The organism is Actinomadura macrotermitis, from assembly GCF_009604375.1.
Lineage (GTDB): Bacteria > Actinomycetota > Actinomycetes > Streptosporangiales > Streptosporangiaceae > Spirillospora > Spirillospora macrotermitis.
On the sequence record NZ_WEGH01000001.1, the window covers coordinates 1,906,718 to 1,920,783 of the forward strand.

Annotated in this window: 12 protein-coding genes; 8 read left to right on the forward strand and 4 right to left on the reverse strand. The window is 73.5% G+C overall.

Annotated features, from left to right (window positions below; genetic code table 11):
* Positions 1-51: 51 nt before the first annotated feature.
* The gene (locus tag ACRB68_RS08750) at positions 52-1,536 is read left to right on the forward strand and encodes an alpha/beta hydrolase (RefSeq protein ID WP_235959205.1); all 1,485 of its coding nucleotides are present in this window, start codon (positions 52-54) and stop codon (positions 1,534-1,536) included.
* On the opposite strand, the gene ACRB68_RS08755 is transcribed toward ACRB68_RS08750, so the two are convergent.
* Positions 1,533-3,416 carry a TNT domain-containing protein gene (locus ACRB68_RS08755; RefSeq protein WP_328593945.1) on the reverse strand — a complete coding sequence of 628 codons (1,884 nt, stop codon included), beginning with the start codon at positions 3,414-3,416 and terminating at the stop codon, positions 1,533-1,535. The two genes, ACRB68_RS08750 and ACRB68_RS08755, sit on opposite strands and share 4 nt — an antisense overlap.
* A gap of 92 nt (positions 3,417-3,508) precedes the next feature.
* On the opposite strand from ACRB68_RS08755, the gene ACRB68_RS42410 reads away from it, so the two are divergent.
* Entirely contained in the window at positions 3,509-4,609 is a 1,101-nt protein-coding gene (locus ACRB68_RS42410) for an alpha/beta hydrolase family protein (RefSeq protein WP_153531590.1), read from the forward strand.
* A 1-nt stretch (position 4,610) separates the two neighbouring features.
* Here ACRB68_RS42410 and ACRB68_RS08765 read toward each other — a convergent pair whose 3' ends face one another.
* Positions 4,611-5,666, reverse strand: a complete 1,056-nt coding sequence (locus ACRB68_RS08765; protein ID WP_328593946.1) for an alpha/beta hydrolase — start codon at positions 5,664-5,666, stop codon at positions 4,611-4,613.
* A 269-nt stretch (positions 5,667-5,935) separates the two neighbouring features.
* Between ACRB68_RS08765 and ACRB68_RS08770 the strand changes: the two genes are divergently transcribed.
* The 4 genes from ACRB68_RS08770 to ACRB68_RS08785 are packed head-to-tail and all read left to right on the forward strand — an operon-like array spanning position 5,936 to position 9,552.
* Positions 5,936-6,775, forward strand: a complete 840-nt coding sequence (locus ACRB68_RS08770) for an SDR family oxidoreductase (protein ID WP_194293214.1) — start codon at positions 5,936-5,938, stop codon at positions 6,773-6,775.
* 8 nt (positions 6,776-6,783) lie between these two features.
* Positions 6,784-7,869, forward strand: coding sequence for a class I mannose-6-phosphate isomerase (locus tag ACRB68_RS08775; protein WP_153531591.1), 1,086 nt, complete (start codon positions 6,784-6,786; stop codon positions 7,867-7,869).
* Positions 7,870-7,873: 4 nt separating this feature from the next.
* Entirely contained in the window at positions 7,874-8,698 is an 825-nt protein-coding gene (locus ACRB68_RS08780; RefSeq protein ID WP_153531593.1) for an alpha/beta fold hydrolase, read from the forward strand.
* Positions 8,695-9,552, forward strand: coding sequence for a sugar phosphate isomerase/epimerase family protein (locus ACRB68_RS08785; protein ID WP_153531595.1), 858 nt, complete (start codon positions 8,695-8,697; stop codon positions 9,550-9,552). Before ACRB68_RS08780 ends, ACRB68_RS08785 begins: the two co-directional genes overlap by 4 nt.
* Before the next feature lie 2 nt (positions 9,553-9,554).
* Here ACRB68_RS08785 and ACRB68_RS08790 read toward each other — a convergent pair whose 3' ends face one another.
* Together ACRB68_RS08790 and ACRB68_RS08795 are read right to left on the reverse strand one after the other, a co-directional pair.
* Entirely contained in the window at positions 9,555-10,487 is a 933-nt protein-coding gene (locus tag ACRB68_RS08790) for a zinc-binding dehydrogenase (RefSeq protein WP_328593947.1), read from the reverse strand.
* A gap of 72 nt (positions 10,488-10,559) precedes the next feature.
* Positions 10,560-11,756 (reverse strand): TetR/AcrR family transcriptional regulator, encoded by a 1,197-nt coding sequence (locus ACRB68_RS08795; RefSeq protein ID WP_153531598.1) that lies wholly within the window; start codon positions 11,754-11,756, stop codon positions 10,560-10,562.
* Positions 11,757-11,862: 106 nt separating this feature from the next.
* On the opposite strand from ACRB68_RS08795, the gene ACRB68_RS08800 reads away from it, so the two are divergent.
* Together ACRB68_RS08800 and ACRB68_RS08805 are read left to right on the forward strand one after the other, a co-directional pair.
* Positions 11,863-12,999 (forward strand): FAD-dependent oxidoreductase, encoded by a 1,137-nt coding sequence (locus tag ACRB68_RS08800; RefSeq protein WP_153531600.1) that lies wholly within the window; start codon positions 11,863-11,865, stop codon positions 12,997-12,999.
* A 17-nt stretch (positions 13,000-13,016) separates the two neighbouring features.
* Positions 13,017-13,634 carry an NADPH-dependent FMN reductase gene (locus ACRB68_RS08805; RefSeq protein WP_153531602.1) on the forward strand — a complete coding sequence of 206 codons (618 nt, stop codon included), beginning with the start codon at positions 13,017-13,019 and terminating at the stop codon, positions 13,632-13,634.
* The last annotated feature ends 432 nt before the right edge of the window (positions 13,635-14,066 follow it).

The window sequence follows — 14,066 nt, forward strand, 5'->3', positions numbered from 1 at the left end:
TCCTGTCCCCGTACGCCCCGCAAGGACAGGGAGCCCCACTACGTGACTGGCATGGGCCGGATGGCCGGGATCCTCGCAGGCGGCGCCGTCATGGTGGCCGCCTGCCTGGTTCCCGGAACCGCACAGGCCGCACCCCCGAAGATCACGTGGCACCAGTGCGCCGACGACAGGTCGGTGCAGTGCGGCACGCTCGGCGTGCCGATCGACCGGAGCCGGCCGCAGGCCGGCAGTATCAAGATCGCGGTGGCCCGGCTGCGGGCCGCCGACCCCAAGCGCCGCCTCGGCACGCTGCTGGTGAACCCCGGCGGGCCGGGCGGCTCGGGCGTGGACATGGTCCTGGACCGGGCGGGCCTGTCCAAGCAGGTCCGCCAGCGCTACGACATCGTGGGCTTCGACCCCCGCGGCGTCGGCGCCAGCAACCCCGTCAGCTGCGGCAAGGTCGGGAAGGCGCCCCGCGACTTCCCGCGCAACCAGGCCGAGTTCGCCGCGCGCAAGGCGTTCGGCGCGAAGCTGTACCAGGCCTGCCGCGCCAGGACGGGCCCGCTGTACGACCACCTCGGCCAGACCGACGTCGCGCTCGACATGGACGCCATCCGTGACGCGCTCGGCGAGCAGAAGATCTCGTTCTACGGCATCTCCTACGGGACCTGGCTCGGGCAGCGCTACGCCGAGCTGTTCCCGTGGCGGCTGTCGCGGCTGACGCTCGACAGCACGATGGACCACAGCGTCGCCGGCGCCGGGCGGTTCTCCGCCGACGAGGCGCGCGGCCTGGAGGAGGGCTACCGGCAGTTCGCCAAGTGGTGCCCCACCTCCAAGTACTGCGCGCTGCGCGGCAAGAACCCGGTGAAGGTGCTGGACGCGCTGATGGTCCGCGCCGAGCGCGGCACCCTGCACGAGATCGACGACCCCAAGGTCCGCCTTGAGGTCTTCGGCCTCGCCCGCATGGTGCAGACGACCATGTACGACCCGCTCGCCTGGGCCGAGCTCAGCGAGGAGCTGCGCGAGCTGTCGCGGCAGAAGGTCCGCAAGGTCGCCAAGGTCGACACCACCGGCGACCACGACGGCATGTTCAGCGGCATCCTGTGCGCGGACTGGGCGTTTCCCGTCCGCGACTACAAGGAGCTGGCGGCGGTCCGTGCCGAGTCCCGGCGCGCGGCCCCGCACGTGCGGCTGAACCCGCTGGCCGACGACGCCTTCATCGCCTGCCTCGGCCGTCCGGCGAAGCCGCTGGACCCGCAGCGGCCGTCGTTCGTCAAGTTCGCCCCGCCGAGCCTCATCGTGAGCGGGACGGGCGACCCGGCGACGGTGCGTCCGTGGGCGGTCAACGTCAACCGGCAGACCAGCCGGTCGGCGCTGCTGACCTACCAGGGCACCGGTCACGGCGTGTACGCGCTCAGCCCGTGCGCGCGCACCGCCGTCGACGCCTACCTGCTGACCGGCAGGCAGCCGAAGGCGGGCGCGACCTGCCCGGCGGTCCGGCCGGACTTCTCGCAGGCGTACGCCAGGCGCGCGCCGCAGGGACCGAAGCGCTTCTAGCCGGCCTCGGTGGCGGAGCCGTCCTCGACCAGGTCCGCCATGGACCTGGCGAAGACGTAGGCGGTGCCGCCGCCGGGCTGGTCGAACCAGGGGACCGCGATGCCGGTCAGCGCCCGCACCGGGCGCTGCAGCCGGTAGGCGCGGTAGGGCCGGTTCGCCCAGTCCGGCGGCAGCGACCGCCGCTCGAACGGCGTCCCCTCGGCGTAGGCGACGTTGCCGGCGGGGTCGCCGTACCGGTCGACGACGGTCCCGGCGGGCACCTCGATCTCCCGCTGGTCCCGGAACAGGTTGAGCGGCGGCTCGCCGTCCAGCGGCTCGATGGGACGGCGCCGGAACGGCACCAGCAGCGTGCGGCCGAGCAGGTGCGCGGCGGCGTCGTCGGAGGAGTCGAAGGCGACCTCCTTCAGCCGCTCGCCGCCGACGTACTTGAACACCCTCCAGCGGCCGCCCTCCTCCAGCAGGCACCAGGCGCCCTCGCGGGTGCCGCCGATCCGGTAGGCGTCGGGTTCGACGCCGAGCTCGGCGAGGCGGCGGGCGGCCCGCGCGGGCCAGTCGGTGCGCAGCCGCGGCGGCTCGTCGCGGCCGGTCACCGCCGCGATCGCCGCGCCCATCGTCTCCTCGCCGACGGCCGGCGGCACGAACCCGCGCGCGCGGGCGTGCGCGACCAGCTCCGGCTCGGGCGGGACGCCGTGCTCGGCCAGGTAGTAGGCGACGGCGCCCGGCCACGTCCAGTGCCCGTCGGTGTGGAAGGTCAGCGGCACCCGGTCGCCGCGCGAGGCGTCGATCTGGTCCGGGCCGGACGACCGCGCGGCCATCACGACCGGCGCGGCCCGCAGGTACTCCAGCAGCGGGCCGGCCTCGTCGGCCGGCACCTCCGGCCGCGACACCGACGGGTTCTCCCCGTTCGGGCCGATCTGGTCGAACACCCGGGCCTGCCGCATCCCGGCCGGCTCGGCGGGCTGCGCGGGCTCGGGGTGCGGCGCATCCGCCGCGTGGGGAGCCGTCTCCAGGATGCGCGTCATCCAGTCGGGGACCTCGCCGCCGGGGAACCGCTCCAGCTCGCGGCGGACGTCCCCGGCGCCCGGCGCCCGGTTCCACGGCGGCTCGCGGTCGTAGGTGTAGGAGGCGCGGCAGCGCACGCCGCCCTCTTCGTACAGCAGCTCGAAGTCCATCCGCCACCACGTGCGGCCCTGGAAGCCGTGCGTGCCCGCGCGCAGCCGGTCCAGCAGCACCGCGACGGCCGGCGACGGCGTCCACGCGCCCATCGTCCCGTCCGCCAGGTAGGCCATCGGCGGCGGGAACTCCACATGGTCGCCGCACGCCTGGTAGTACCCGAAGATCTTCCGCCAGAGCGGCGGGCCCTGGTCGGCGGCCAGCAGCGTGAACCGGTTCGACAGCAGCTCCATCTGCTCGACCGGGTTCAGCGGCTCGGCGTGCTCGCCGGCCCGGTAGACCGGCTCGCGGCCCTCCAGCCGGTCGCGCAGCCACTCGGGCACGTGCGCGCCGTCGCGCGGCAGCACGATCTGGTCGCGCGTCCAGGCGTCCCGCTCCAGCGGCGGGTCCCACATCGGGTCGAAGTCGTAGTTGTAGTAGGGCTGGGCGGCGTCCGGCTCGACCAGGAACGTCACCGAGAACCAGGTGCCCTGCTCCGACAGGTAGTGCGCGCGGCGCAGCCGGGCCAGCAGGTCGGCCAGGCCGCCGGGCGGCTGCTCGGCGGTGATGATCTGCCCGTCGGCGGTCAGCGCGGTCAGCGTCAGCCGGTCGGCGGCGACGGTCGCCTGGCAGCGCAGGCCGAGCCGCTGCCAGCCGGGCGGGGCGCCGTCGCGCACCAGGCGCACGATCCGCCGCTCCAGCTCCGTGATCTCGTCCTGGTCCGCCACCGGCCTATGCCCCTCCTCGCGCACCACACAGTATCCGGGCGCACGGGAAGGCGCGCGCCGCCGAACTCCCGCATCCCCTACGGTCGTGGGCTGTGACCCGCCTTCGCCGCCTCCTGCTCATCGCCCTGCCGGCGGTCCTGGTCCTGCTCGCCTCGGCCGTCGCCGGCATCGGCTGGTACTTCTCCGGCGCCGCGACCGAGGTCGAGCACGGCCGCGCGTTCCGGTTCCGCATCGTGGACGCCCGCGACGGCACCGTCACCCTGCCGCGCGACCACACCACCGACCGGCCCGGCACGTGGGGGCTGGTGTGGCAGGGCGGCCGGGGCGTCCTCGGCGAGATCACCGCCGGGACCCGCGGCACCGTCACCCGCCGCGTCGTCGCGGGCGCGCCGGTGAAGGGCGCGCGGGCCGTCATCGACCACTGGGTGTGGGCGGGCGACCCGCGCTCGGCCCTCGGGCTGGAGTACCGGGACGTCCGCTACCCCTCCCGGCTCGGGCCGATGCCCGCCTGGTTCCTGCCCGCGCCCGGCCGGACGTGGGTGATCGCCGTGCACGGCCGCAACGCCGACCGCGCCGAGACGTTCCGCGGGATGCGCGCCGTCCACGCGGCGGGCCTGCCGATGCTGTCGATCGCCTACCGCAACGACGAGGGCGCGCCGCCCTCCCCCGACCGGCGCAATCACCTCGGCGACACCGAGCGGCAGGACCTCGCCTCGGCGATCGGCTACGCCCGCGCGCAGGGCGCCGAGGGCGTCGTGCTGTACGGGTGGTCGATGGGCGGCGCGATGGCGATGCGGACGCTGCGCGACGACCGGTCGTTCGTGCGGGGCGTCGTCCTGGATTCGCCCGTCATGGACTGGACGGCCACGCTGGACAAGCAGGGCGCGCAGCGGAACCTGCCGCAGCCCGTCACCTCCGTCGCCGAGCGCATCCTGCAGTGGCGGATCGGCATCGACCTGGCGGACTACGACCAGCGCCGTTATGCCGCCGGGCTGAAGGTCCCGGTGCTGCTGTTCACCGCCGACGAGGACTGGACCGTCGCGAACGGGCCCGCCCTGCAGTACGCCCGCAGGGCGCCGGCCGGGCTGGTCACGCACGTCTCCGCGCCCGAGGCCGGCCACACCGACGCGTGGAACGTCGCCCCGGCCGCCTACGAGCGGACCGTGACGACGTTCCTGCGCGGGCTGCGCTAGCTCACGCCGCGGCGAAGTTGCTCTCGAGGATCGGGATGTAGTCGGCGTAGGACGGGATCCAGCAGCCGTAGCTGTGGTTGCCGTCGCAGGTCGTGCCCCAGTTCGCGCCGTTGCCGTAGGCGACGAACCGCTGGATGGGGATGCCCAGGTTGGTGAGGTAGTTCCGGACGTTGCCGGTCGCGGTGGCCGTCGCCATGTCGAGGCCCTGGTTGCCCGTGTAGAGCGCGATGCTGGTGTTCGCGAGCTTCTTCAGGTTGGCCGTGGAGGCGGGGTTGACCGCGTTCCAGATCTGGTCGCCCCAGAAGTAGGGCGTCCCGAAGATGGCGTCGCTGTCGACGGTGGGGCCGTAGTCGGCGCAGCCGGCGGCGCTGCCCGCGGCGCAGGGCCAGTTCGGCAGGTTCAGCTCGGTGGCCAGGACCGCGCCGCGCATGTCGGCGAGCCCGAAGTCGATCGCACCCGACATCGAGGCGACGTGGCCGAACAGCTCGGGGTAGGCCTCGGCGTAGTGCATGGCGCCGAAGCCGCCCATGGACAGGCCCGCGACGGCCCGGTGCTTGCGGTCGGTCAGCGTGCGCAGGTTGGCGTCGATGAAGGGGACGACCTGCTTGATGTGGAAGGACTCCCACTTCGCCGCGCCCAGCGCGGTGTTCTGCATCTTCCAGTCGGCGTACCACCCCTTCTGGCCGCCGTCCGGGATCACGGTGATCATCTTGTTGGAGCGCAGCGCGGGGATCACCGCCGGGTCCGCCTGCTGGCTGGGCCCGCCGGTCAGGGAGTACAGCACCGGCCACCGCTTGGCGGGGTCGGCCGCGTAGCCCTCGGGCAGGAAGATCCGGATCCAGTGCTTGCCGGACAGGTTGGGGGTGGTCACGGTCAGCGTGAGGTCGGCCCCGTCGCCCTTGACGGGCTCGACCTGGGTCAGCCCGAAGCCGTCGGTGAAGGACGGTGCCGGGCCCGGCTCGGCGGCCTGCGCCGGCGCCGCGCCGAGCACGCTCACGGCCGTCGCCACCGCGGCGGCGCCCGCGCACACCCGGGCCCACATCTTGCTCGATCTCACTGAAGCGTTCCTCTTCCTTCGGGGGGTTCCGGCCTCGTCCCTGCCGGAATCCTCATAAGAACATGATCGACTGTTTGAGGCTAGGTGACGGATCCCACAGCGGCTCGCCGGCCGGGCCCGCCGACAAGGCCCGCCGACCTCGGCAAACGTTGATCAATATGGGCGCCCATTTCCTGTTAAGCGCCGTTTCGCTCGCGTCCGGCGCGGGGTACCAGCCCATCGCCACATCCGCGCGCGCCGCCCCACACGCCGATCCGCAGGAGACGACGATGTCCCAGCCCGCCCAGCAGCAGACCCCGCCCGGCGTCACGAGCAAGATGGACCCCAAGCCCGACCACGGCGAGGACAGCTACCGCGGCTGCGGCCGGCTGGACGGCAAGGCGGCGGTGATCACCGGGGCGGACAGCGGCATCGGGCGCGCGGTGGCGATCGCCTTCGCTCGCGAGGGCGCCGACGTCCTGGTCTCCTACCTCGACGAGCACGACGACGCCGCCGAGACCCGGCGCTGGGTCGAGGAGGCCGGCCGCACGTGCGTGCTGGTGCCGGGCGACCTGGCCGACCCGGCGCACTGCCGGGCGGTCATCGAGCGGGCCGTGCAGGAGTTCGGCCGGGTGGACGTGCTGGTCAACAACGCCGCCTACCAGATGACGCGCGAGTCCATCGAGGACATCCCGGACCAGGAGTGGGACCACACGCTGGCGGTCAACATCAGCGCGTTCTTCCATCTGGCCAAGGCCGCCGTCCCGCACATGCGGCCCGGCTCGTCGATCATCGGGAGCACGTCGGTGAACTCCGACTCGCCGCCGCCGGCGCTGCTCCCCTACAACGTCACCAAGGCCGGCATCGCGAACATGGTCGGCTCGCTGTCCCAGATGCTGGCGTCCAAGGGCATCCGCGCCAACAGCGTCGCGCCCGGCCCGATCTGGACGCCGCTGATCCCCTCGACCATGCCCGAGGAGCAGGTGAAGAGCTTCGGCTCGCAGGTCCCGCTCGGGCGGGCGGGCCAGCCGGCCGAGCTGGCGCCGGTCTACGTGATGCTCGCCTCGGACGAGGCCAGCTACGTCTCCGGGGCCCGGATCGCGGTCACCGGCGGCCAGCCGATCCTGTGAGCGGGGGAATGGAACCGTATCCGCTGCGGCTCACCGCCACCGCCCGGCCGCTGGTGTTCGGCGGCCACGCCATCGCCCGCCGCCTCGGCAAGACCGGCGTCCCGGACTGGTGCGTCGCCGAGACGTGGGAGTGCAGCGACGTCGACGGCTCCAGCGGGACGGTGACCAACGGCCCGCTGGCCGGCCGGACGCTGCGCGAGGTCGTCGCCGACCACCCCGAGGAGCTGATGGGTCCGGGCTGGTCGGGGGACTTCTTCCCGGTGCTGACCAAGTTCATCGACGCCGCCGGCGCCCTGCCGGTGCACCTGCACGCCGACGACGAGGACGCCCGGCGGCTGGAAGGCCAGCGCAACGGCAAGACCGAGGCCTGGCACATCCTGGACGCCGCGCCCGGCGCCACCGCCCTCTGCGGCGTCAAGGAGGGCGTGTCGAAGGAGGAGCTGCGCGCGGCGCTGGAGAAGCAGGACTTCGACCGGGTGCTGCGCCGCCTGCCGGTGCGGGCCGGGCAGACGATCTACGTGCCCGGCGGCACCCCGCACAGCTTCGGCCCCGACACGCTGATCTACGAGATCGAGCAGACTTCCGACATCCAGCAGCACGCGATGCGCTGGCAGATGGAGGACGGCTCCCACGTCGGCGACGAGGAGTTCGCCGCCAACCTCGACATGTTCCTGAAAGAGGTGAAGACCGGGACGCGCCCCGACTTCGTCCCCGGCCTGCGGATACCCGTCGCGGACGGAGTGGACCGGACGTTCCTGTGCGCCGGCCCGTACTTCGCGCTGGAGCGCTGGAGCGCCGGGACGGCCGCACCGCTGCGGCGCTCCTTCGCCACCGCGCAGATCCTGACCAACATCGGCGCGCCGGTGCGGGTGCGCGCCAAGGACTTCCGGGAGGAGCTCGGGCGGGCCGCGACGCTGCTGCTGCCCGCCGCCCTCGGCGAGGTCGAGATCGAGGGGCCGGCCGACGTCCTGTTCGGCTACCTGCCCGACCTGTGGCGCGACGTCGTCTCCCCGCTCGCGGAGGCCGGCTACGACGCGGGGGCCATCGCCTCCCTCGGCAGTGTCCGCGGCCCCGCCCACACGGACGGGAGCTGATCCGATGGGTCACGTCGAAGCCAGTGACGGCACCCGGCTGCACTACCGGGAGACCGGCTCGGGAACGCCGCTGGTCATGATCCACGGCTGGACGTTCAGCGGCCGGTTCTTCGACCGCAACGCCGCCGCGCTCGCCGAGCACGCCCGGGTCGTCACCATCGACCTGCGCGGGCACGGCGACTCGGGCAAACCGCGCCACGGCTACCGCGTCTCCCGGCTGGCCAAGGATCTGTGGGACCTGATGGAGGCCCTGGACCTGCGCGACGCCACGCTGCTCGGCTGGTCGCTCGGCTGCCCGGTCGTGTGGAGCTACCTGGAGCTGTTCGGCGCCCACCGCACCGGCCGGGCGGTGTTCGTCGAGCAGACGCCCCGCCAGTACTACGCGGTGGACTGGAAGTACGCGCACGCGGCGTGCTTCGACGACGCCGCCCTGGCCGCGCTGCAGGTCCAGCAGAGCGCCGACCCGTACGGCCAGGACGAACAGCAGCTCCAGACGATCATGGACACCGAGCCGGACGAGGCGCGGAAGAAGCTGTTCCTGGCCGAGATGGCCAAGTGCCCGCCGCGGGTGCGCAACGCCGTCATGGCCGCGCACACCCGGGAGGACTGGCGGGACGTGCTGCCCACCTTCGACCTGCCCGTCCTCGTCCTGGTCGCCCGCCAGGACCGGGTGTTCGACTGGCGCGGCCCGGCCTGGGCCGGCGAGCACGTCCCGGACGCCGAGACGGTGTTCTTCGAGAAGAGCGGCCACGCGCTCTTCCTGGACGAGCCCGAGAAGTTCGACCACGTCGTGGCCCGGTTCCATACCGAGAAGCGAGGCGAGGCATGAGCCGCCCGTCGGAACTGCCCTTCGCGTACGGGGTCAACCAGTACACCACCCTGCCGTGGTCCTTCGAGGAGGACGTCGAGCACTACGCCGGAGCCGGCATCGGGGTCATCGAGGTCTGCCAGGACAAACTGCACCCGGACCGGGCGAAGGCCCAGCTGGACCTGATCGCCCAGGCCGGCCTGACGATCCGCTCGGTGCAGCCGTCGGTGCGCGCGATGGTCCCGAGCGCCGGGCAGCCGGAGCCGAAGGGGCGCGAGGAACGGCTGGAGGCGTTCCGCCGCTGCGTCGAACTCGTCGCGCCCTACGCGCCCGGGGCGGTGTTCGTCACCAACACCGGCCCGGCCCCGAAGGGCGACATGGCCGAGGCGCTGCGGCAGACCGTCGTCGACCACCGCGAACTGTCCGCCGTGGCCGAGGCGCACGGGGTGCGCATCGCCCTCGAACCGCTGAACCCGGTCTCGCTGAACCAGGAGACCGCGATCTGGACGCTGCGCCAGGGCCTGGACCTCGTCGCCGACATCGGCCGGGCCGACGTGGGGATCTGCGTCGACACCTGGAACCTGTGGCAGGACGACCGCCTGGTCGCCGGCCTCCAGGACGCCGGCGACCGCGTCTTCCTGCTGCAGGTCAGCGACTGGCGCACCCCGCGCTCGGGCGCCGACCGCCGCAGTGTCGGCACCGGCCCGATCCCGACCGGGCGGCTGCTGCACGCCGTGTACGACGCCGGCTACCGCGGCCCCTGCGTCCTGGAGATCTTCTCCAGCGGTGTGCCCGACTCCCTCTACGACACCGACCTGGACCGGCTCATCCGCGACAACCGCACCGCCGTGGAGCAGGCCTGGGCGACCGGCTGACCTCAGACCTCCAGCAGCGTCTTGCCGACGGTGCCGCGCGTTTCGATGGCCGCGTGCGCGTCGGCGGCCCGCTCCAGCGGGAACCGCTGGCCGATGACGGGACGGAGCCGTCCCGCCGCCGCCTCGGCCAGGACGTGCTCGGTGCCCTCCCGCATGAACCGCGGGGTGTACTGCGGCTGGACGAGCGACACGCCCCGCGCCTTCGCGTCCTCCTCCGGCACCCCGGCCGCCTCGCCGCTGGCCAGTCCGTAGCTGAGCATCCGGCCGCCTTCACCGAGCAGCCCGAACGCCTCCCGCCCGACCGCGCCGCCGACCCCGTCGAAGACGACGTCGACCGGCCCGGCGGCCTTGCTCCAGCCGGGCTCGCGGTAGTCGACGGCGGCGTCGGCGCCCAGCTCGCGGGCCAGCTCCAGCTTCCGTTCGCCGCCCGCCGCCGCGACGACGCTCGCGCCAGCCGCCTTGGCCAGCTGGACCAGCAGCGACCCGACCCCGCCGGCCGCCGCCTCCACCAGCACCCGCTCCCCCGCCCGGACGCCTGCGGTACGGAGCAGCACGGCCGCCGTCCGCCCGTCGGCGAGCAGCGCGACGGCCACGTCCAGCTCCACCCCGCCGGGCACCTCGTAAAGTCCTTCGGCGGCCGCCACGGCCAGCTCGGCGTAACCCCCCGAACCGCCCACCGAGGTGATGACCCGCTTCCCGAGCCACGCCTGGTCGACGCCCGCCCCGACCGCCCGGACCACGCCCCCGACGCCGTTCCCGGGGATGGCCGGCGGCTCGAGCTTGAACATGTCCATCGTCCCGGCCCGGACCTGGGTCTCCACGAACGTGATGTTCGCGTAGGCGACCTGGATCAGGACCTGCCCGTCACCGGGGACGGGATCGGGCGCGTCCCCCGCGACCAGAACCTCCGGACCACCGAACTCCGTCAACCACACAGCACGCATAACGTCCCCCGCTCTCTCGAACCTCGGTCTCCGGCAAGCCTGCAACCTCGACCAAGGAAGAGGTCAACTCCGGAGACAGGCGGGCCAGCCTCGCTCAAGGAGTTCGGTGATGACGTCCAGCGCATGGCGGGCGTCATCGGCCGCCGTCGCGAGATCGGGGATCTGCAGGACATAGCGGGCCAGCAGCCGGGCAGTGGTGTCGTCGGCGGGGAGCGCGGCCTCCTCGGTGATGGCGGTGGTGAGGGCGTCCTGGGCCGTGGTCCAGGAGCGGAGCGCATAGTCGCTCAGTTCCGGGGTGGCGCGGACGAGGTCGAGCACGCGCCGCTCGCCGGGCGTGGGGTCCTGCTTGAACGGGCCCCGCTCGGCCATGTGGTCGTGGATCGCCCGCAGGACGCTCTGACCTGCACGCCGGTGGTGGACGGCGCGCGCCAGCGCGGCGGCGTTGTCGGCCCGGTCGCCGGGAAAGACGAGACTGGCCTTGCCGTCGGGGAAGTAGGCGAACAGCGTCGCCGGCGAGGTGCCCGCCACGTCGGCGATCTGGCGGACCCCGACGTCGTCGTAGCCGTGTTCGGCGAACAGCTCCAGCGCGGCGCGGGTGATGGCCTGCCTGGTCTGGGCCTTCTTGCGCTCGCGCAGGCCCGGCGGGCGGGCCGGGGCCGACGGCGGCTCGGCCGGAGCGTGCGGCGGGATGTCCAGTTCGGGCGCGGGCCAGCCGCCGGCCAGCAGCGCGAAGGCGGCGTCGAGTTCGCCGCGGTGCCAGAACTGGGCCCGGTCCAGGACGAACCGGGCCAACGCGCGGGCGGCGATGCCGGCGCCGGGAGCGTCCGGCCCCGCCTGCTCGATCGCCTTGGCCAGCTCCCGCTCGTACCGCAGCCACATGCGGCGGGCGTGGTCGGCGAGCGCCGGGGTGCCGGTGACCAGGTCGCGGAACGCGGCCGTGCGCGGTTCCGCGTCCGCCGCGTCGGCGCGGTCCAGCTGCCAGGCCCGCAGGGCCTGCAGCACCGGCGTCCCCCGCGGGCGGTCGCGGACGGCCGCGACGAGACCGGCCCGGATGTCGCCCTCCAGGTCGAAGACCAGCGACTCCTTGGTCGGGAAGTGCTTGAACAGCCCGCTCATCGACACGTCGGCGGCCTCGGCGACGTCCTTGACCGTGACCTGGTCGAAGCCGCGCTCCAGGAACAGCTCCAGCGCGGCGTCGGCGATCGCCTGCCTGGTGCGGGCCTTCTTGCGCTCCCTGCGTCCCACCGCGACCTCGGCCATGCCGCCAGTCTACCGACCCGGCCCGGAACAACCACATCAGTAGAGTCGTTATAGTTTTCGAACAACCCCACCAATGCACTCGTTCCGCACTCACCGGGAGACCACCATGACCACCGCCCACCACCCCATCGCGATCATCGGCGCCGGCCTCGGCGGCCTGACCCTGGCGCGCGTCCTGCACACCCGCGGCATCCAGGCGACCGTGTTCGACCTGGAGGCCGGCCGGCACGTCCGCACCCAGGGCGGCATGCTCGACATCCACCAGGACTCCGGGCAGGCCGCGCTGCACGCCGCCGGCCTGTACGAGCCGTTCCGCGAGCTCGTCCATCCGGGCGGGGAGGCGCTGCGGCTGCTGGACCACAACGCCGTCGTCGCCCTGCAAGAGGACGACGACGGCACCGGCGACCGCCCCGAGGTGGACCGCGGGCAGCTGCGCGACCTGCTCCTGGACTCCCTCCCCGAAGGCACCGTCCGCTGGGGCGCCAAGGTCACCGGCGCCCGCCCGCTGGGCGAGGGCCGCCACGAGGTCGCCTTCGCGGGCGGCGGCACCATCACCACCGGCCTGCTGGTCGGCGCCGACGGCGCCTGGTCCAGGATCCGGCCGCTGCTCTCGCCCGCGCGCCCCGCCTACACCGGCATCTCCTTCGTCGAACTCGACCTGCTGGACGCCGCCGTCCGCCACCCCGGCAGCGCCGACCTGATCGGCGGCGGCTCCTTCTTCGCCCTGGACGGCCGGCGCGCGGTCCTCGCCCACCACGAGACCGACGGCAGCCTGCACGTCTACCTCGCCCGGCGCGCCGACGAGGACTGGCTGGACGGCATCGACTTCACCGACACGGCCGCCGCCAAGACCGCGCTCCTGGCGGAGTTCGCCGGCTGGGACGAGCGCTTCCACACCCTGATCGCCGACGCCGACGGCGCCCTGGTGCCGCGCCGCATCCACGCGCTGCCCGTCGGCCACCGCTGGGACCCCGTGCCGGGCGTGACCCTGCTCGGCGACGCCGCGCACCTGATGTCGCCCTTCGCCGGCGAGGGCGCCAACCTCGCCATGCTCGACGGCGCCGAGCTCGGCCAGGCCGTCGCCGGCCACCCCGGCGACACCGGCGCCGCCCTGGCCGCCTACGAGAAGGCGCTCTTCCCGCGCGGCGAGGCGTCGGCCGCCGAATCGGCCGCCTCCCTGGAGATGCTCTTCGGCCCCGACCCGGTCACCCGCCTGGCCGCCCAGTTCACCGCGTACCGGTAACCCTGAAAGGACCCTTCATGATCACCATCGCCGTCGTCCTGGCCAGCACCCGCCCCGGCCGCCGCGGCCGGGCCGTCGCCGAGTGGGCCCTCGGGCACGCCGCCGCGCGCGCCGACGCCCGCTTCGAGCTCGTCGACCTCGCCGAGATCGACCTGCCGCCCCTGGACGAACCCCTGCCGCCCGCCACCGGCCGCTACACCCACGAGCACACCCGGTCATGGGCGCGGACCGTCGCCGCCTACGACGGATTCCTGTTCGTCACCCCCGAGTACAACCACTCCGCCCCCGGCACGCTCAAGAACGCCCTCGACCGGGTCCACGCCGAGTGGAACAACAAGGCGGCCGGCTTCGTCTCCTACGGCTTCGACGGCGGCGTCCGCGCCGTCGAAGCGCTCCGCCCCGTCCTGGGCGCCCTGCAGATCGCCGACGTCTCCGCCCAGGTCGCCCTCAGCCTCCACCACGACTTCACGGACTTCACCGACTTCACCCCCGCCGAGCACCAGACGGCGGCCCTGACCTCCACCCTGGACCAGCTCGTCGCCTGGTCCACCGCCCTGGCCACCCTGCGCCCCGCGGCCCGGCCCGCCACGGCGGACGGCGCCGCGCTTTCACCGGCCGCCCGGGAAGCGCCCTGACCCTTCGCCCACGTCGGCCCCTGCGCACGGACGCCACGTCCACGCGCAGGGGCCGACGTGCTGGGCCTGCGCCTCGTCCTGGACGGGGACCCGGCCTTCCCGGCCGGCAGATCCACGGTGCGGCCGTGCGCCGTCACCGGGCACACGCGAAAGCCGGCGACCGGGTCAACCCTTTGTAATAAAGGTCTCATCCGGCGCCGTTTCATGATCTTTTAGCCCCCGCATCCGATCTTGCACCCTCCGTGTCGATCTTGTCGGCCGGCCGGATCGCCGCCGTCCGAATCCAAAGCGGCGGCCTCACTTCACCGGGCGAGCGCGTGTGAGACCCCGAGGATGGCGCACCGATGGGTCTTTTTGGAACATTCCAAGCCGCGCGCCGCCGGCCAGTAAGGCTTTTCCTTACCGGGGATGACAAAGTCATTCGTGTCCCGA

Excerpts from the sequence above, each read along its gene's own strand:
- ACRB68_RS08780 (WP_153531593.1), top strand. The coding sequence starts at position 7,874 with ATGGGTCACGTCGAAGCCAGTGACGGCACCCGGCTGCACTACCGGGAG.
- ACRB68_RS08785 (WP_153531595.1), top strand. The coding sequence starts at position 8,695 with ATGAGCCGCCCGTCGGAACTGCCCTTCGCGTACGGGGTCAACCAGTAC.
- ACRB68_RS08775 (WP_153531591.1), top strand. The coding sequence starts at position 6,784 with ATGGAACCGTATCCGCTGCGGCTCACCGCCACCGCCCGGCCGCTGGTG.
- ACRB68_RS08795 (WP_153531598.1), bottom strand. The coding sequence starts at position 11,756 with ATGGCCGAGGTCGCGGTGGGACGCAGGGAGCGCAAGAAGGCCCGCACC.
- ACRB68_RS08805 (WP_153531602.1), top strand. The coding sequence starts at position 13,017 with ATGATCACCATCGCCGTCGTCCTGGCCAGCACCCGCCCCGGCCGCCGC.
- ACRB68_RS08770 (WP_194293214.1), top strand. The coding sequence starts at position 5,936 with ATGTCCCAGCCCGCCCAGCAGCAGACCCCGCCCGGCGTCACGAGCAAG.
- ACRB68_RS08800 (WP_153531600.1), top strand. The coding sequence starts at position 11,863 with ATGACCACCGCCCACCACCCCATCGCGATCATCGGCGCCGGCCTCGGC.
- ACRB68_RS08750 (WP_235959205.1), top strand. The coding sequence starts at position 52 with ATGGGCCGGATGGCCGGGATCCTCGCAGGCGGCGCCGTCATGGTGGCC.